The 20,054-nt window shown below is 47.5% G+C and carries 14 protein-coding genes; 6 read left to right on the top strand and 8 right to left on the bottom strand.

The features are described from left to right. The 5 genes from C1I60_RS25410 to lacZ form a co-directional block, all read left to right on the top strand. A partial coding sequence (locus C1I60_RS25410) for a sensor histidine kinase (protein ID WP_252361626.1) occupies positions 1 to 748 on the top strand: 748 nt, incomplete at its 5' end. A gap of 340 nt (positions 749 to 1,088) precedes the next feature. Beyond that, on the top strand, positions 1,089 to 2,378 hold the full coding sequence (locus C1I60_RS07970) for an ABC transporter substrate-binding protein (RefSeq protein WP_137061243.1): 1,290 nt from the start codon (positions 1,089 to 1,091) through the stop codon (positions 2,376 to 2,378). Between the two features lie 102 nt (positions 2,379 to 2,480). Next, positions 2,481 to 3,377, top strand: coding sequence for a carbohydrate ABC transporter permease (locus C1I60_RS07965; protein WP_137061242.1), 897 nt, complete (start codon positions 2,481 to 2,483; stop codon positions 3,375 to 3,377). Then, the gene (locus tag C1I60_RS07960; protein ID WP_137061241.1) at positions 3,374 to 4,198 is read left to right on the top strand and encodes a carbohydrate ABC transporter permease; all 825 of its coding nucleotides are present in this window, start codon (positions 3,374 to 3,376) and stop codon (positions 4,196 to 4,198) included. Before C1I60_RS07965 ends, C1I60_RS07960 begins: the two co-directional genes overlap by 4 nt. Before the next feature lie 56 nt (positions 4,199 to 4,254). Beyond that, on the top strand, positions 4,255 to 7,302 hold the full coding sequence (lacZ, locus tag C1I60_RS07955; protein ID WP_137061240.1) for a beta-galactosidase, LacZ type: 3,048 nt from the start codon (positions 4,255 to 4,257) through the stop codon (positions 7,300 to 7,302). A gap of 89 nt (positions 7,303 to 7,391) precedes the next feature. Here lacZ and C1I60_RS07950 read toward each other — a convergent pair whose 3' ends face one another. The 8 genes from C1I60_RS07950 to C1I60_RS07915 form a co-directional block, all read right to left on the bottom strand. Further along, complete coding sequence (locus C1I60_RS07950; protein ID WP_137061239.1) at positions 7,392 to 9,008, bottom strand: DUF4179 domain-containing protein; 1,617 nt, start codon at positions 9,006 to 9,008, stop codon at positions 7,392 to 7,394. Next, positions 8,992 to 9,510, bottom strand: coding sequence for an RNA polymerase sigma factor (locus C1I60_RS07945; protein ID WP_137061238.1), 519 nt, complete (start codon positions 9,508 to 9,510; stop codon positions 8,992 to 8,994). The genes C1I60_RS07950 and C1I60_RS07945 overlap by 17 nt, the downstream gene beginning before the upstream one ends. Positions 9,511 to 9,733: 223 nt before the next feature. Continuing rightward, positions 9,734 to 11,701: a BglG family transcription antiterminator gene (locus C1I60_RS07940; RefSeq protein ID WP_137061237.1), complete on the bottom strand. Its 1,968-nt coding sequence runs from the start codon at positions 11,699 to 11,701 to the stop codon at positions 9,734 to 9,736. Positions 11,702 to 11,747: 46 nt separating this feature from the next. Next, entirely contained in the window at positions 11,748 to 14,423 is a 2,676-nt protein-coding gene (gene mngB, locus C1I60_RS07935) for a mannosylglycerate hydrolase (RefSeq protein ID WP_252361625.1), read from the bottom strand. Between the two features lie 55 nt (positions 14,424 to 14,478). Then, positions 14,479 to 15,594 (bottom strand): PTS fructose transporter subunit IIC, encoded by a 1,116-nt coding sequence (locus tag C1I60_RS07930; RefSeq protein WP_137061235.1) that lies wholly within the window; start codon positions 15,592 to 15,594, stop codon positions 14,479 to 14,481. Between the two features lie 117 nt (positions 15,595 to 15,711). Next, entirely contained in the window at positions 15,712 to 16,029 is a 318-nt protein-coding gene (locus C1I60_RS07925) for a PTS fructose transporter subunit IIB (RefSeq protein WP_137061234.1), read from the bottom strand. 1 nt (position 16,030) lies between these two features. Then, the gene (locus tag C1I60_RS07920) at positions 16,031 to 16,486 is read right to left on the bottom strand and encodes a PTS sugar transporter subunit IIA (protein WP_014279234.1); all 456 of its coding nucleotides are present in this window, start codon (positions 16,484 to 16,486) and stop codon (positions 16,031 to 16,033) included. Positions 16,487 to 16,658: 172 nt separating this feature from the next. After that, positions 16,659 to 17,552 (bottom strand): helix-turn-helix transcriptional regulator, encoded by an 894-nt coding sequence (locus tag C1I60_RS07915; RefSeq protein WP_137061233.1) that lies wholly within the window; start codon positions 17,550 to 17,552, stop codon positions 16,659 to 16,661. Positions 17,553 to 17,682: 130 nt separating this feature from the next. Here C1I60_RS07915 and C1I60_RS07910 point away from each other — a divergent pair, with 130 nt between their 5' ends. After that, positions 17,683 to 19,941, top strand: a complete 2,259-nt coding sequence (locus tag C1I60_RS07910) for a glycoside hydrolase family 127 protein (protein ID WP_137061232.1) — start codon at positions 17,683 to 17,685, stop codon at positions 19,939 to 19,941. Positions 19,942 to 20,054 lie beyond the last annotated feature (113 nt).

Here is a 20,054-nt window from a genome sequence, read left to right as displayed (position 1 = left end):
GGTAACGGGCAGCTATGAGGTCAGGCAGTTGAGTCATGCCTACAATTACATGCTGGATGAACTGAATGACTATATTCGCAAGCTGCTGGAGACGCAAAAAGGACAACGGAATGCAGAGCTGGCTGCACTGCAACGACAGATCAATCCACATTTTCTGTACAATACACTGGCTTCGATTAAAATGCTGGTGCTCAAAGGAAACAAGGAAACCGCCGCTGAGACAATCAATGCGCTCATTTCCCTACTGCAAAATACAATCAGCAATGTGAGCGAAACGATCACCATCGAGCAGGAAATGGCCAACATGCAAAATTATGTGTTCATTAACCATGTGCGCTACGGGCAGCGGGTACAGGTGAATTATTTTGTGTCACCGGATTGTCTGGAGTACCATGTGCCGAAGCTGATTATTCAGCCTTTTATCGAAAACTCGTTTTTCCATGCATTTAATGAGAAGACCGCGGGTCATATCTATATACTGGTGTCCAAAACGGACGATACATTAATCTGCGAGGTGGCCGATGACGGAGACGGTATGGATTTGGACGGGCATACGGCAAAGGACGGACTGCCCAATCCTAAAAGCAAGCGCCAACTGTTCACTGGTATCGGCATCCAGAATGTACACAACCGCATTACCCTTCTTTATGGAGAAGAGTATGGCGTGACCATCTCCAGCAAAAAAGGCGAAGGCACCAAAGTGAAAATGACACTGCCATTGATCGTAAAACCCGCCCCTCCTATCTAATAAAAATATAGGCTGGACTAAAGACAAAGAAGGTGTTACAAGAACGGAGTGGGCGGAATGGTGCTGTACAAGCGTAGCGGTCGCGATGGGAAGCACCATCCGACCGCGCAGTGGCGCTTCGTGTACAACTTTAACTCAGTCTATAAAAAATACCTAATTCCAAAAAAAGTACAAATGTAAGCGATACCTTTTTTGATAAATCATAATAATAAGACAAATCCGTATAAAGATATTCCTAACTGCCAGCAAAGCAAGGATGATAAACTAGATTCATAAACAAGGTAACCGCTTTCAATAAGTTTTAAATGATTATAAAAAAAAAGAGTAGGGGTTGAACGAAATGAAAAAAATGTCTTTTCTTTTGCTGATCGCAAGCTTAATCTTGCTATCTGCGTGTTCCAGCAATTCCGAGAAAGCAGCTACTACCACAGATTCCGGTAAGAAAGAAATCACCGTCTGGGCTTGGGACCCGAACTTCAATATCGCAGCCCTAAAGCTGGCAAAAGATCGCTACGTTGCCAAACATCCTGATGTAAACGTAAACATTGTTGAATATGCTCAAAATGATATCGTGCAAAAAATGAATGCCGGTCTTAACTCCGGTTCTACCAAAGGATTACCTAACGTGGTTCTAATCGAGGATTACCGGGCACAAAATTTCCTGCAAGCCTATCCTGATTCCTTCCATGATATGAGCAGCTCGATCAAAGCATCGGACTTCGCGGATTATAAAATCGGACCGACCAGCTACAACGGCAAGCAATACGGTGTTCCATTCGACTCCGGTGTTATGGGTCTGTATGTAAGAACAGATTATTTGGAACAAGCTGGCTACAAAGTAGCTGACCTGACTAACATTGATTGGGACAAATTCATTGAAATCGGTAAAGCCGTAAAACAAAAAACAGGTAAAGATATGCTGACTCAAGATCCGAACGACCTCGGTCTGATCCGTGGTATGATCCAATCCGCAGGTTCATGGTACCTGAAAGAAGACGGTAAAACACCAAACCTGGCAGGTAATGCAGCTCTGAAAGAAGCGCTCTTGACGTACAAATCCTTGTTCGATGCGAACATTGTTAAAATGAATGCCGACTGGAGTCAATTCCTGGCAGCCTTCAATAGCGGTGCAGTTGCTTCCGTTCCTACAGGTAACTGGATTACGCCTTCAATCAAAGCAGAAGCTTCACAATCGGGTAAATGGGCGGTTGTTCCTTTCCCTAAATTGAAAAATGTACCTGAATCCGTGAATGCTTCCAGCCTCGGCGGCAGCTCCTGGTATGTGCTGAATACAGAAGGTCAAGATACCGCTGCTGATTTCCTGAAAGAAACATTCGGTTCAGATCAAGAGCTATATCAAGATATGCTGAGCAAAATTGGAATTGTCGGTTCATTAAACGCAGCTTCCAGCGGTAAAGCTTATGACGAGTCAGATCCGTACTTCGGTGGCGACAAAGTCTACAAGAAATTCGCAGAATGGACCAAACAAGTTCCAAAAGTCAATTATGGCATGCACACTTATGCCATTGAGGACATCATGACCGTTGAAATTCAAAACTACCTGAACGGCAAAGATGTAGACACAGTTCTGAAAGATGCTCAAGGACAAGCAGAAGCACAGCTTAAATAAGACAGTCCATCTAGCCAAGGCTAAACAATAAAACGATAAGCACTTAAAACCTTGGGCTTGCGAGTTCAAGGTTTTAATGCTGCATAGGGAGTTGATATGGTTATGAAGACAGCCGCACCCAAAATGACGACATCACGTTTTAAGGCAGGTATGACAGGATGGTTGTTCATTTCCATCGCAGTGATCATGATTGCAGCCTTTTATTTCTACCCGATGATTCAGGCGCTTATCTTGTCCTTCAAGACAGGTACAGGGTCTAATCTGACCTTCAACGGCATTGATAACTACAAGCGTCTGTTCACAGATAGCATGTTTATAACCGCCGTGAAGAACACGTTTATCTATTTGATTTTCCAGGTGCCATTAATGGTGATTCTGGCTCTGTTCATTTCGGTATTGCTCAATGATAAAAATCTTAAATTCAAGGGCTTTTTCCGCACAGCCATCTTCTTGCCTTGTATTACATCGCTGGTCGCCTATTCCGTTGTGTTCAAGTATTTGTTCTCGGCTGACGGTCTGGTAAACTCCTTATTGCTGAATCTGCATGTGATTGGCACGCCGATCCAATGGATTACAGACCCTTTCTGGGCCAAGGTTACGATTATTATTGCGATCACATGGCGCTGGACTGGCTACAACATGATCTTTTACTTGTCCGGTCTCCAGAATATTGACAGCTCCATCTATGAAGCGGCACGTATTGACGGTGCTTCCCCTATTCGACAGTTTTTCAGCATTACCGTTCCACTGCTTAAGCCGATTATCCTGTTCACCTCGATTACATCGACGATTGGTACACTCCAGCTCTTTGATGAAATCATGAATATTACCAAGGGTGGGCCGGGGAACGCGACATCTTCTATTTCGCAATATATCTACAACCTGTCCTTCAAGTATTCATCCGACTTTGGTTATGCGGCGACCGTATCCTACTCCATCGTCATTATGATCATTATCTTGGCGATCATCCAGTTCAAAGTGGCAGGTGAGAAAAAATGATGAAAACGAAAAGATTATTTACGTATGCCTTTCTGATCATTATATCGTTCGTTTCGATTTTTCCGTTCCTGTGGATGCTGTCCAGCGCCACCAACCTGTCGGTTGATGTGACGAAGGGCAGACTCCTGCCTGGCTCTCATCTGATGGATAATATACACAATCTACTGGAAAAAGTGGATATCGTTACCGCGCTGAGTAATTCAGCGAAAATCTCGATTTCTACGACACTGCTGGCGATGCTGATTGCATCACTGGCAGGCTATGGCTTTGAAATTTACAGAAGTAAGGCCAAGGACGTTGTATTCAATATCCTGCTGATGTCTATGATGATTCCTTTTGCGGCGATCATGATCCCGCTCTATCGGATGTTCGGCAGTATCTCCAATACACTGCCTTGGATCGGTATTGATACACTTTCGTCTGTCGTCATTCCGACGGTGACTACGGCGTTTCTGATCTTCTTTTTCCGTCAAAGCACCAAGATGTTTCCGAAGGACTTGCTGGAAGCTGGTCGTATGGACGGATTGTCCGAGCTGGGTCTGTTCTTCCGGGTGTATATGCCTACGATGAAAACAACCTATGCCGCTGCCGCGATCATCACGTTCATGTCGAGTTGGAATAACTATCTCTGGCCTCTGATCGTGCTGCAAACGCCTGAAAATCAAACGATTCCGTTGTTGATTTCGAACCTCGGCTCTGGCTATGCACCAGATTATGGTGTGATTATGATTGCTATCGTCCTGTCCACGTTGCCGACTGCACTGGTATTTTTCCTGATGCAGAAGCATTTTGTAGCGGGTATGGTAGGCTCGGTAAAATAACGGATTCGCTGTTGTGAAATCCTTTCATTTTAATTTAACAATAAGGAGTGTTCGCCTTGACCATCCACACCCCTAGCCTGGATTGGCTAACCGACGTAACCAAGTTTGCAGTACATCGGCTGCCAGCCTATTCCGATCATAAATATTACGCTACACTTCAGGAAGCGGAGCGCTATGCCGATATGGCTTGGCGTCATAGCCTGAACGGTAGCTGGAAGTTCAACTATGCTACGAATCCATCCAGCCGTCCGGTTGAGTTCCATGCCCCTGATTTTGAATACGGCGGCTGGAGCGACATTCAGGTACCGGGTCATATTCAGACGCAAGGCTTCGGCCAAATGCAGTACGTGAATACGATGTATCCGTGGGACGGACATTCGGACGTTCGCCCGCCCCATATTCCCGAAGATCACAACCCGGTCGGGAGCTATATCAAAAGCTTTGTTTTGCCGGAACATATGGCTTCTGACGGTCAGCCTGTGTTCATTTCTTTTCAGGGCGTCGAGTCGGCTTTCTATGTGTGGTTGAACGGGCAATTTGTCGGGTACAGTGAGGACAGCTTTACACCGTCTGATTTTGAATTGACACCGTTCCTGCAAGCAGGCGAAAACAAGCTGGCGGTTGAGGTATATCAGAGAAGTACAGGGGCATGGCTGGAGGATCAGGATTTCTGGCGTTTTTCCGGTATCTTCAGAGACGTATATCTGTACACCATCCCATCTGTTCACGTACGTGACCTGCATGCCAAGGCCGGTCTGGACGCCTCGTATACGAAGGGCCTTCTGGAGCTGGAGCTGACCTTGGAAAAAGCAGTAGCAGCCTATGCAGCCGTCGATGTCAAAGATGCTGCGGGCCAGATTGTAGCTTCTTTGAAGGCAGATTTTACAGATGGCAAGGCTTCGCTGTCAGCAACACTGGATCAAGTCCAGCGCTGGAGTGCCGAAAAGCCTTACCTGTACACGCTGTTCATCCAAATTCACGAGCCGGACGGGACACTGGTGGAGGTCATTCCGCAGAAGATCGGCTTCCGCAAATTTGAGCTGATCAACAAGGTGATGCATCTGAACGGCAAGCGGATCGTCTTCAAAGGCGTGAACCGCCATGAATTCAACGCTCGTACTGGACGTGCGATTTCTCGTGAAGATATGCTATGGGATATTCGCACGCTCAAGCAAAACAATATGAATGCGGTTCGCACCTCTCACTATCCGAATCAGACCCTGTGGTATGAGCTGTGTGATGAGTACGGGGTGTATGTGATCGACGAAATGAACCTGGAAACACACGGCTCCTGGCAAAAGCTTGGCGCAGTCGAGCCTTCTTGGAATATTCCAGCCAATCTTCCAGAGTGGCAGGATATCGTTATGGATCGCGCCATTTCCATGCTGGAGCGGGACAAAAACCATGCGTCCATTCTGATCTGGTCCTGCGGTAATGAGTCCTATGCGGGTGAAGTGCTGCGCAATGTAGCCAACTATTTCCGAGCCACCGACCCGAGCCGACTGGTGCACTACGAAGGCGTATTCCACAACCGCACGTACGATGATACCAGCGATATGGAGAGCCGGATGTACGCCAAGCCCGCAGATATCGAGCAGTATTTGAACGACAATCCGCAAAAACCGTATATCAGTTGTGAATACATGCATGCGATGGGTAATTCCGTAGGCGGTATGCACAAATATACAGAGCTGGAGAACAAATACGAGCTGTATCAGGGCGGCTTTATTTGGGATTACATTGATCAGGCGGTTATGAAAAAAGATCGCTATGGACGCGAGTACCTCGCGATCGGCGGCGACTTTGACGACCGGGCCACTGACTATGGGTTCTGTACGGATGGAATCGTCTATGCGGACCGGAAGGTTTCACCGAAGATGCAGGAGGTCAAATTCCTGTACCAAAATCTGAAGCTGATCCCGGATCGGGGCGGTGTGACGATTCGCAATGAAAATCTGTTCGAGGGAACGGATGACTACGAGCTGGTATACAGCCTGCTTCATGAAGGCCACGAAATCGCACGGAACGTGATTCATATGGATGTAGCCGCACAGACAGAAGCTTATATTCCGTTGACGCTGGTAGATACGGCTGGAGTAGACGCGCCTGGTGAATATGTTATTCACACGTCTCTGGTCTTGAAAGAAGCTACGCTCTGGGCGGAGGCCGGATATGAAGTAGCCTTTGGACAGCATATTTTCACCGTGGAAGATACACGTCCACAGACTGTCCCTGCCGGCAGCATTCGGGTTGTGCATGGTGATGTAAACATCGGCGTTCACGGTGCAGATTTTAGTATCATGTTCTCCAAAGGAGCAGGCAGCCTGACTTCGCTGCGCTACGCTGGACGCGAGATGATCGCCATTCCTCCTGCCCCATTGTTCTGGCGTGCAACCACGGACAATGACAGAGGTGTAGCGCTTGGGTTTGAAGCGGGTGGTTGGTTTGCTGCGAGTCTAACACGCAGATGCGTGGGGATTGAAGTCACGGAGGAGCAAACTGATCACGTAACGGTTACATTTCGCTATACACTAAGCATTCATGCAGACGTACAGGTGGCAGTGGCATATACCGTCTTTGCCGACGGCAGCCTGAAAGTGAAATCCACTTATGAAGGCGTCTCGGGGTTGCCTAACTTGCCGATCTTCGCGCTCTCGTTCAAGGTTCCGGCAGACTACCGCCATCTGGACTGGTACGCCATGGGACCGGATGAAAACTATATCGACCGGGCCTTCGGTGCAAGACTCGGCGTATTCCACAACGAAGCAGCGGACAACGTATCTGGTTATGCCGTGCCACAGGAATCCGGTAATCGTACAGGCGTACGTCGTGTCGATATTACCGACGATTCTCAGCGAGGTATTCGCATTACTGCACCTGCAACCGCGCCTGTGGAATGCAATATTTCACCATACACAGCGTTTGAGCTGGAAAGCGCCTACCATCAGTATGAGCTGCCCAACGTCTACTACACCGTCGTCACGGTGGCTGGCAAGCAAATGGGTGTCGGCGGCGACGATAGCTGGGGCGCTCCCGTACACGAAGAATACCAAATACCAGCCGATCAGAAGCTGGAGTTTGAGTTTACCGTGCAACGGGTGTAAATAAGCACGTTCACCGTATAGACAAGTAGATATAACAAAAGCCCTTCCACTGCTTCCCTCATGAGAAGCTAAAGCTGGAAGGGCCATATCTATTTCAAAATAACTTCAATATCACGTCTAGGATCGCTGTACTTGTAGATGCCAGGATTTAGTTCCAATTTTCCGTCTAATTCAATATCTTTGTAACGGTCAACATTAACTCCTGTGGATACCATACCCTTCGCAATGATCTCAGGCACTACTTCTTTACCGTTAATTCGCATCGTTGTTTGGTTGACGCCTTTGAAGCCAGGGGAACCGGATTTCGATTCGACAATCAAATCTTTTCCCTCTGTATAGTATGTGAAATCAATTTGATAACCGTCCGTATTAAGCTCAGCGAACTGTTTTTCTTCTTTAGGTTTATGAAGAGTGATCCAATTCTTAGACGTATCACGTTTCTCGATGACAGCATCTTTCAATATAAGTTTCATTGGAACATCAGACCAGTCCTTATACCACTCTGGAGATTCAAATTGATATAAGTGTTGATAATTTTCAGGACCAGCTCCTTTCATATTCCATCCTCCGCTAATTTTTTTATCCCCTATAACCAGCTGAGCAGTTTTATAATGAACATTTCCTTTTTTAAGGGAATCACGCTCTGTTACTAGAATTTCAATATCCAAGGGGGTAACAATCAGTTGGTCTAAGGTAGTCCCTGTATTTTCTTGGAATTCGGCGCTGGTATGCAGCTTCTTGGAATAAATCGCTTCACTTGCTTTTTTTCCATCCGCTTCAAATTCGAACTTCCAAGTACCTTCAATTCGTTTTGCTTCCTCAATGTAACAAAAATGAAGGTTTGCCTTTTTCCAATCCTGTGCAGTCATGTTGAATACCTGCTCAATATGCAAGTCTGGGCTGTCGCTAGGTAGAATGGTTGGGATTGCGTCTATCTCTTTGTCGCCCACTTTCATTACCAAATGCGGGTTCCCACGTCCTAAATCGGATGGAGCCGCAGCAACTCTAAAGCGGACAACAGTCTTGTTGTTGGTTTGTCGAACGGATTCTATATAAATGTTAGGATACTGCTTGCTCCCGGTAACGAGGGTATCCCCGGCCTGATGATCCGTCTTTAAGGGAATATCCTGGTTACGATAAAAAATTAGATTCTGTGCCTCAAGCGTGTAATCTTTTTTACGATCCTTTAAAGTATCAACCGTTTCATAAATGCCGAGGAGCTTCTGGCTTTGAGGATCGTAATTTAAATATCCGCGTGCTCGCTCCTTCGTATCAGAATTGCTAGTTACCATCGTGTTCTCTATAGCAAACCCAATATAACTGGTTGGATCGGTTCCTGGATCCAGAGAGATCAGCATTTTCATTTTTTCGCCATCCGTTACAACACCATTCAAATTCATCGTAATGCCTGCACTGGATGCTTTTAGATCATACCGCTGGCCAATACCATTATTTAGCGCAATGGTTACACTACGTCCGCCTATTCTATCCCAATTGATAGCCACACCAGCGAATACAGGGATGGCAACGAGCAGAAAACATGAGAATACGATACTCGCAGGAACAATTTTTGCTCGATGCATAGATGCTTCCTGTGACTGTTGCAGAGCTGCTTTTCGTTTGGTTGCTTCCTGTTCTATATTTACCCACATTGCATCATATTCAGGTTGAGGAATGTTCTGTTCTTTTTCATAATATCGACTCACTGCTACTCATCTCCTTTACTTGGGATACCATCATTTTTTTTAGAAGTTTAAGCCCCCGATTTAATCTGGATTTAGCTGTTCCTTCGGGTATATTTATAACTCTAGAGATCTCCGGCACAGTCAATTCGTTTACATAACGAAGGACTACGACCATTCGAATTTTATCTGGAAGCTTGTTATATAGCTTGTGTAGCTCTGTCTTCGTTTCTCGATGATATAAGCTCTCTTCCACCGGATTAAATGAATGAGGACGTGACAATAAAAAAGTTCGTATTTCCTTCATCAGCCCAATTTTCCGCCTTCTAAGTACATTGTTGCACTCATTGGAAGCAATTCGTAAAATCCATGATTTGAGATCTTGTACCTTGGACCTATCAGCCAAGAGTGCTTTGACAAACACTTCCTGGCAAACATCTTCTGCATCTGCTTGATTTTGCATCAGATAATAACAAAAATAATATATCTGTTCCTTATATAGTTCAAACAGCTCTCTGTCAGTCATATACGTGCACCTCCCTTGTTGTGGTCTCATCTATTAAGACTAATAATAAAGCACAATCGTTCATTTACATCGAAAAAAGGCAGCCCTACTATATAGGACCACCTATTATGGATTGTTCGATTCCCGACGCTCGAGCAAAACAAACCTACTGTGCCACATGCTAAAAAGAGACCCTAGGGTCCCTTTTTTCGTTTCATATGAAAGAGGATAATGTGTTCAGCCTTCAATGAAAATCATTGCTCTTGACTGCAAGCACCTGACGGGCGATTAGCATAAAGGCATCAAAAGAGTGGCAATGCTTTAATCGTTCCAGCGTTTCTTCCTGACGGATCAGTTCTACAAACAGATCGTAAATCCCCATCGCCTGCTCGTAATCCTCTTTACAGATCGAAAGCAGGAATACAACATGGACCTCATGGTTGGCATCCCATTGAATCGGCTTTTCCAGCAGACACACGCTTACGACCGTTCGGTTAGAGCTAAGCTCCAAAGGATGGGGAATCGCCATACCTCGATCCAGTGCCGTAGATCCCAGCTTCTCCCTCTCCATGACTGCTGGCAGGAACTTGTCAGTCACAACTCCTTTTTGCCTCAAAATACCGCTCATTTCTTCAATCAGAGCATCCTTTTTCGGCTGATCGGTTCGGGTCATAAACAAGTCCTCGTCAAAATACCGCAGCAGTGAAATTTCCTGCTCCTCATCGCTGGCACGCACCATCCGTGTGATCGTCTCCATATCCCGTTCCGAAGGAATCGGGCTGATCACCGCTGACGGCTTATCCTTACGCTGCTGCAAGTGGATGGTCGATACGATCAAATCCTCGTCGACAGTAGACATTTCCTCGTATTCCCGAAGTGAGACCACTCGGGATACATCCAGCTCAGCGAACAGGGAGCGCAATCTGGATTCCAAAATCCGGGCGGTTCCGTAGCCGGAGCCGCACACCAGCAACACGGTTTTACGACGCCGATGCGGGATATTGTATTTGCGTTCCAACGCAGCTCCAATATGAAGCGCCAAATATCCGATTTCGTTATCGTTGATGTCATACGGGAACGATTTTTGCAGTTCTTTTACCGCACCAACCGTGATTTCATAAGCAAGCGGGTAATATTTGCGGATATGTCCAAGCAACGGATTACGCATGTTCATGCCATGCTCCAGCCGGGTCAGCATCGGTTTCAGATGCACAAACAAATCCCGGGACAGCCGTTCATCGTCACGCAAATCATAGGTGAAGCGCTCGTAGACAAATGTCAGCATCTCGCGCACAGCCAGGAAGAGTCGGTCAGACTGGAGACGCTCCCACTCGGTTTCGGCCATCTTTTTGCTGACGATATGCAGCAGGACATAATCCAGCTCTCCTAAAGGGCAGGTGATGCCAAAAGCCTCTTCCATCTCACTCAGAATGGTAGTAGCCAGTTCAATATCCCGCTGACCGCCTGCCACCTTTTCAAAGCGCTCCAATCCATGTCCTTCCTTCACTCGCAGTACCATAACCGCCAGATGGGTGATCAGGTCCTTCAGCGCCAAATCCGCCATCTTGATGCCATTGGGTCGCAGATGCTTCAAAATAATTGCACGGATTCGCGGTAAATCCAGCCCCTGAAATAGCTGTTGCTGTTCCAAAGGCATACCGCTGCGTTGTCCTTCTTCATCGCGTACATCGGCATACTCAGCGAGACAGTAACGGATACTTTTCTCTTCCCCAACCACCTTCACCCCATATCCCGGCTTGGTGCGCAGGGTGAGAGCATAATCATCCAGAATCCGCCGAATGATTTTAAAATCGTTATTCATGGTCGCCCGGCTAATATACAGCTCGTCGGCGAGGTCTTCCATCTTCACGTATTCTCCCGCATTCAGCAGCTTGAACAGCTCATACCGTATGCGCTCTTCCGGTGCTCCCGGCAGCCGCCCGCTTCCCTCCGTTTCTTCCTGACCTTCCTCAGCGAAAAAACGGTATCTTTCGGGATCAACGACCATGATTGTATAGCCGCTACCCCTCTTGGATTCCAGATGCGCTCCATATTCATTCAGAATACCGCCCAGCTTTTTGAGATCATCGCGGATCGTCCGCTCTGTGACCTCCAGCCGCTCAGACAGTGCTTTGGTGGTCCAAGACCAGCCCTGATCGTTTCCACTGACGAGCTGGTACAGCTTTTTCAAGCGTTTGTAGGGAAAATTCATGTAGCTTCAAGACCTCCTTTCCGATAAACCATGTTTTGTTTCCGTGTTACTTCGATTCAGGCGTAACCAGTACCGTTAACAGCTTGCAATGCCCCAACTCTGGCAATGGTGCGCCTTCGGCATCGGACGAGGCCAACGTTTCTTCCTTGGAGCGCTCATCCAGCGAAGCCAGCTCATAGTGAGCCGATACACCGAATGCGATGCGTCCGACTGCATTCTTCTCCAAATAAGGATTAAATACACGTACAATATATCCATCCGTATGCTCTGCTTTCTTGAAGGCACTCAGGATCACATTCGAATCCTTGCTAAAGGATAGCAGGCTGTAGCTTTGCTCGAATATTCTTTCTTCGTCACGGAAGGCGAAAATTAAACGACCATTCAGGAAGTCAGACAGCTGGTAGCTGGTCAATGGCGTTAAATATTCCTTGGCCGCTTTAGCTATATTGGCTTCATCAAAACCGGACTCGTGCACATGCAGGGCAAAAGTGAATGAAAGCTCGCCAATGAGCTGCGCATCCGGCGTTTCTACGATCTTTTCTCCCGAAGCGCGTCCCGGGCGGTACAACAGATTTTCCTTGCCCATAAACCCGAAAGTACGGAATAACGTCAGCGCTATTGTATCATGTTCTTTGCCAATGACCTCATATTCTCGTACTCCTCCGGTCAGTACCGCTATTCCACGGGAACCATCGTTCAGCGCAGCATAGCTTTGCAGAGCCTCAATTGTGATCGGTTTTTCCGTCCACTGCTCACGTTCCCACACCTCTACTTCTTCCAGCGTTGTCGGACGCGCAATGACCCCGAACGGTTGATCCGCAATAGAAAGCCTGGAGGCAATCCCGGTGTCAAAAAGCACCCGCAGACGGTGACTCAGCACGCGATTGTCCACATCTACCGAGAAACGGATCAAGCGCTCACCTTTACGCAAGGAGACCGATGCCTGTAATGGCAGTTCCGCAGAGGTTACGGCAGCGGCGCGTTCGTTTAAGTCATACGGAACCTTTAGCTTCAATCGAAGGGACAATCCCTCCGCTACCGGACCTTTGGATGTCAGCGTCTCCACATCAGCACCGAGCGAAGAAATGGTAAGGTCACGTTCCGGCGGAGAATAGTTGTAGGAATCACCGTCATCCCCGTTTTCCTCAAACACCATCTGATCCGCGTACACACGTCCCGAGATTTTATCCGTAATGCTCAATGCCCCGTTCTCCTGAACAGCTACACTATAAAATTCGTTTTCAATACGGTTTCCGTTACTGCGTTCTGCCGTGGCATCCCCGGCCGAACTGAAATCAAATACAATCTGCGTATATCCCATAGCAGGTACTTCCTGAAGCTCTACCAGCAGCTTCGCACGGAATACACGTTCAGGCAGATACACCTTTTTGCTCGGATTCAGGTAAATATGCTGACCCAGCACATAGTCTGTCTGTTCTACTTTTTCGGTAATCGTATACGAAAGCTGCTGTCCGTTCGTATCCCGAATGACAAAGCTTCCCTCCGGTAAATAAGCATCAATCTCTGTAACGCCCTTACGCGGATAAGGCAATGTGTTAAAGATGGTGAAGGCAAAAGTTTCCTCCTGCTTAATCTTTGAAGCAATCATGCGCTTATGCAGCTCCAACAGATTTTCCGCGATATCGCGCGCCTGCTTGTAGCGAAAAGCCACATCCCGGTTCGTCGTGTCACTGTTGCAGCCACCAATGCTGTCATGGGCAGCATTTTCAAACATCAGCTTCCAGATATCCTTCACGATGAGATGCGGATAATCATGTCCCAGTGCATGACTGATCGACAGCACAGGCTCCAGCGTATTTACGATGAAATTTTCAATATAGTTGTTTTGCTGCTTGAGGTCAGCCCGCGTAGAAAAGATCGACTTATGGATACGCATATGCTTCGCTTCCATAAGCTCTCCCTCCAGCACAGGAAGATCGCTGCTGTCCTTTTCAATTTCTTCAAGGAAACGCTCTGGCTCATTCATCACATATTCCCGTTCCGGGTCAAGCTCGTTGAACTTGCGGATCAGCTCTGGCAGGTTCAAGCGGACAGGCGCTTGGTCGAAGCCATTCGGAAAATAAACATGGCGAGTAGACGCCTTTTCCTCCAGCGCACCGATTTGGCTGTCCAGATATGCTTCAAGTTCTCCGGGTTCCTCCGGAATATTACCACCATAGTAGTACCCGAACGGTATTTGGACCGCAAACACCTGACTCCCATCCGAGCCCTTCCACAAAAATTCGGTTTTCGGGTTCGTATTGTCTGCCACCCCGCGCCAGAACAGAAAATGGCGAATGCCAAACTCCTGATAAATCTGCGGCATCTGCGCCGACTGACCGAAGGCATCCGGCACATAACCGACCTTCATCGCATGGCCATATTTCTGCGCTGTCTCCATACCGTAGTACAGATTGCGGACCATGGATTCACCGGAAATGACTAGCTGATCCGTCTGCGTATACCACGGCCCGGTCATCAGTCGCTTGTCCGTCACAAGACGGCGAATGCGTTCCTCATCTTCGGGACACCATTTGATGTAATCATCCAGCAGGGACCCTTGGGCATCCAGCAGGTAATATTTGAAGTCGGCCACATTTTCTAGCGCATCCAGCACTTCTTTCACATGCTTTACCAAGTAAACTTTGGATCTGGAAGTGGTAAAGTACCACTCCCGATCCCAGTGAGTATGTGGAATGACATGCACTTTCGTACGGTTCATATCTCTATCTCCCTCCATGTTGTCTATCTTCTATCTAGTGAAGTTTAGAAAAAATTCAGTCAAATACCAGTTCGATGTCTTCTCCATTTTTCTTGACGGACGCTTCCTTCGTATCTGCCTGTTGCTTTTCTTCCTCACGGAAGTTGACGAGCAGGGTTCCCGCTACAATGATTAAAGCTCCCACAATCCCTCCAGCCAGATAAGCAAATGGAGCACCTACAGATACCGCGCCATACAAGCCGCCGATTGGAGGCATGATGACGTGTGCGCCCAGCAAGGCTGTCAATGCAGCACCTGCCGCACAGGCAATCATGTTCAACGGAATCAGCTTGGCAGGGTTGCGCAATGTAAAGGGAATAGCCCCTTCGGTGATTCCGATAATGCCCATGATGACCGAGCCTTTTCCAGCTTCCCGATACGTTTTGGAAAAACGACGTTTCAGAATCAGAGTGGCAAGTCCATAGCCCAATGGTGGAATACAGATGGCAATGTTTACGAAAATATTAGGCAAATACACACCTGACAGGAATAATGCATTTCCCGCCATCCAGGCCGCTTTATTGACAGGACCGCCAAGGTCGAACCCGATCATGGCGCCCAAAATCAGGGCAAGCACCAGGGTACTGGTTCCGCTTTCACTCATATGCTTGATCCAGTTCACAAGTCCTTCGTTAATGGCACTGAGCGGTCCACCCAGAATGACGGACATGAGAATGCCCGTTAAGCCTACGGTAATGAGCGGTAAAATAATTAGTGGAACAGAACCTGCGGCCGGTCCAGTGATTTTCACTTTGTTTTTCACCCATAAGGTGAGGTATCCGGCAAAGAACCCGGCAACGAGAGCACCCAGAAAACCGGCGTTCGTTTCCTGTGCCAGTACGCCACCGATCAACCCCGCGGCAAGCGCAGGCTTGTCGGCAATCGAGTAGGCGATATATCCGGCCAGCACCATGTTCAGCAGCCCGATTCCGCGCCAGCCTACATTTTCGATCAAGTATAAAATATGAAGAAAGCCGCTTTTATCTGCATAGGGACCAAAGTCGGTGACACCCATCGTCAGCCCAATAATCTTACATACTGCAACAATCAGGGAACCTGCAATAATAACTGGCAAAAGGTAGGATATGCCTGTCATCAGATGCTTTTTAGCTTCACTCAGCCATTTTTTCATCATGTTCTCTCCTATCTTGAATACTACTGTTATCCAAAGGCTACTCGGTTGTCATTCAAGGCAGCCACGCTGCTGCTTTTCTTTTTTACTACATGTTGCTGTTCCTCTGCCTTAGCCTTATTTTTGAGCCGAGATGGCTTCCACTGCTTTGGTGAGAACCGCTTCCGCATTATTGACCGCATGACCGATTTTGACACGAACGATTCGTTTATCCTCAAAACGCTCCGCATCCTTCACCGTCTGGTCCGAGGCAATCAGTACAAAGTCTGCTGCTGCAATCTCTTCCTCCGTAAGCTTGTTCACCTGGCCTAACGCACCCTGCTGCTCCACTTTAATGTTGTGACCGAGCTGTGCTGCTGCTTTTTCCAGTGCTTTTGCCGCCATGGGGGTATGAGCCAAACCTGCTATACACGATGTAACGCCTACAATTTTCATTTTATGACACCAACCCTTCTGTATATTGTTCGAGCAAATGATACACATCGTCGCCACTCTTGGCGCCCGCTACCGCTTCCTTGAAGGAATCCTCCAATAGCAAGGTTGCGAGTGAGGAAATAATTTGCAAATGGGATACATCCACGGAGCCTTTGGGCACCAAAATACTGAAAATATATTGGACAGGCTTACCGTCATGAGATGCCCAATCAATACTATCTTGTAATCGGATAACCAAAACTGCTGGTCTTGTGACTGCTTCGCTCTGCGTATGAGGTATGGCAAACTGATCCTGAAGGCCCGTCGAATATACCTTCTCCCTTTCCCATAAATCCTGCACCAGCTGCTCTCTATGGACGGTGACACCCAGCTTCTCAGCCTCTTGGGCAATAAATTCAAATACAGCCGATTTTGTCTCCAGCTTCTCATCCAGATAAATCTGTTCTCTAGTAATCATGGTGGATGTCTCTCCTCCCTTCTATCTATAAGTGAAACGCTTACAAGTTCATTCTAGCCGACTCTCCTCTAATGTTTTACCTATAAAATTTCCCGATCCAAGCGGAAATGCATTAGAGTTAATTTTTGGGAATGGAAAAGAAAAAAAGCGCACTAGGCGCTTTGGCTTGCCGTCAGACTTTGTTCATAAATGTTTTGTGATAGGCATTCCGGTACTGCGAAGGGGTCATATTCACTATTTTTTTAAACATACGCATAAAGTATTTCTCATCCGTATATCCCGATTCTTCCGCAACCTGCCTAATGCTCATATCGGTACGGGAAATCAGCTCCTTGGCTTTATTGATGCGGATGCTGTGAATGAACTCCAAGGGGCGCATACCTGTATTTTGCTTGAACAAACGGGATATATAATCCTTGTTGTAGTTGAATTTTCGGGCTAAATCCGTCACGGTTATCGGTTCTTCCGCATGAATACGGGTCCACTCGATAATTTTGTTAAAGCTCACATTCCCCTGTGGGCTGGCGGGGCTGGAGATCAAGCGGCTGAGAGCCAGCTCGGATATCTCAATCAGCAGCGAGGTGAACAGATAATTTACACTGTGATGCGTAAGATAATGCGAATTGGCTACATGCAAAATCTGATTAACGATAATATGAATGCGGTCTCCGTTGCCCGCACGCACGCATTGCGGTATATAGATATCCCGTACAAAGCCATGGCGCTGCAATTGAGCATCCATAGCACGGGTCTCTTGCTTCATTTCTTCATTAGATAATACATTTGGGGTCGTGGAAACATCGAAGTGAAACCAGTAAAATGTAACTCCCGGCAATGATTCCTGATATCCTCCATGTGTACGACCGGGATAAAGCAACACAATATCTCCTTCCCCGATCTCAAAATGCTCCTGTTCCTCCCGTATATATACCGTCTCCCGCACCCCAAGGATCAGCTCAAAGTTCTCTATAGAACGACTCATATGCTTCCAGGGCACCTCGGAAATAAACTCGCCTGCCGAGATCAGTTGAATGGGAGCATCTACATTAACTTTCAGATAAGTCATTTTATCGCCTCTTTAGCTTCATGTTCGGATTTGTCCACCCATTGTATGGTTAAGCTACTGACATACCGTGATGGCAATGCTAATGTAGTGGAGAAATATACACTTTCATCTTAGCTAAGGAGCGATGATTTTGAAAGCAAAAGCTTTTGACTTGCATAACGTAAGCATTGATTCCGGCCCACTTTACCATGCGATGGAGCTGAATGCGGCCTATCTGCTGAGTTTGGAACCCGACCGTCTATTATCGCGCTTTCGTGAATATGCAGGACTGGAGCCCAAAGCGGCTCACTACGAGGGCTGGGAATCCCGCGGCATCAGCGGGCATACCCTCGGTCACTATCTGTCCGGCTGCTCGCTGATGTTTGCCTCAACGGGTGACGAAAAACTGCTTGAACGAGTACATTATGTCATCGACGAGCTGGAAATATGCCAAAACAATCATGGAAACGGATACATTTCCGGTATTCCGCGTGGGAAAGAGCTTTTCGAGGAAGTGAAGGCTGGCGATATACGCTCGCAAGGCTTTGATCTGAACGGAGGCTGGGTGCCGCTATACACCATGCATAAACTCTTCGCAGGCTTGCGGGATGCCTATCTGCTCGCGCATCATCCCAAGGCTTTGCAGATGGAAATCAAACTTGGCAACTGGCTGGAGGATGTATTCCAGGAACTGAACGATGATCAGGTACAGCAGGTACTTCATTGCGAATTTGGCGGCATGAACGAGGTACTGACGGATCTGGCGGAGCATTCCGGGGAAGAGCGCTTCTTGAAGCTGGCGGAACGCTTTTATCATGGGGAAGTGCTGAACGATCTTGCAGTAAACCACGATACGCTGGCAGGACGACATGCCAATACCCAAATCCCCAAAATCATTGGCGCTGCACGGCAATATGAAATGACCGGAAAACCGCAATATGCGGATCTCTCCCGCTTTTTTTGGGATCGGGTTGTTCACAAGCATTCCTACGTGATCGGCGGCAATAGCTATAATGAGCATTTTGGTGAACCAGGGAAGCTGAATGACCGTTTGGGCGAAGGTACCTGCGAAACCTGCAACACTTACAACATGCTGAAATTAACGAGGCATATGTTCGAATGGGACGCATATGCAGCGTATGCGGACTACTATGAACGGGCAATGTTCAATCATATTCTGGCTTCACAGCAGCCTGTCGATGGACGAGTATGCTATTTTGTATCGCTGGAAATGGGTGGGCACAAGTCCTTCAATTCTCAATATGACGATTTTACCTGCTGTGTCGGGTCCGGGATGGAAAGCCATTCCATGTACGGCACTGCGATTTATTTTCACACGCCAAAAACAATCTATGTCAATCAATATGTCCCTTCGACCGTGGCATGGGACGAGATGGATGTACAGCTCAAACAAGACACTCTCTTTCCACAAAATGGTCGGGGAACGCTGCGTGTCATCAGCAAGGAATCCAAATGGTTCACGATCAAGCTGAGATGCCCACATTGGGCGGAACAAGGCATGATCATTAAAATCAACGGGCAAGCGTTTGCCGCAGAGGCTTGCCCTACCAGCTACGTTGTAATCGAACGGGAATGGAACGATGGGGATACGGTCGAGTACGACATTCCCATGACAGTAAGAGTCGAGGAAATGCCGGATAACCCGCGCCGGATTGCTTTTATGTACGGTCCGCTTGTGCTGGCTGGAGACCTTGGTCCTGTCGCGCAGGATTCCAACGAGGAGCGCCTGCTGGCGTCTGTTCTGATCGGGGAGACCGATTCGCTGACCTCGAAGCTGGTTCCTGACGAGAACAAGTCTAATGTATTCCGTATGAACGATGTAGGCTATGTCAGAGATTTGGAGCTTCGCCCGTTTTATCAAATGTATGATCGTTCTTATACCGTCTATTGGGATCTCTTTTCCAAGGAAGAATGGGCCTCAACAGAGGCGGAATACCGTACCGCGTTAGCGTACCAGTTGGAGCTGGAACGACGTACTGTGGATGCTGTGCAGCCTGCTGAAATGCAGCCAGAACGGGATCATGCCTTTACGGGCGAACATGTAAGTCTGGGGTCCATCTATAATCGTAAATATCGTGATACCTGGCCTGGGGGCTGGTTCTCTTTTGTCATGAAGGTACTCCCGGATGAGCCTGTCCAATTAGCGGTGACTTATCTGAAAGACTCGGATCGCTCTCATCATGACTTTGATATCACCGCAGATGGTCAGAGGTTAGGAGAAGGCAAGCTGGAGTCGGAGGAAATGAATAAATTTGAAACGTTCGCGTATGAGCTTCCACTGTCTGTGACGAGCCAAAAGAATGAAGTTACGATTCAATTCACAGCCCATCCACAAGGCAAGGTTGCGAAGGTCGCAGGATTGCGAGTGATCAGACATTCTATTGCATGATAAAATTATCCCATTCACCGCATGCTCTCCCGGAGCTACTGTAGATGGATTTCATTCCATCATTTTCTTGTCAAATTTCATTTCAGGAAAAGGAACCTAAGGTTATAGCTCTA

Origin of the sequence: Paenibacillus terrae (assembly GCF_005217525.1) — a bacterium.
Lineage (GTDB): Bacteria > Bacillota > Bacilli > Paenibacillales > Paenibacillaceae > Paenibacillus > Paenibacillus terrae_C.
This window is presented reverse-complemented; position numbering and strand designations above follow the sequence as displayed.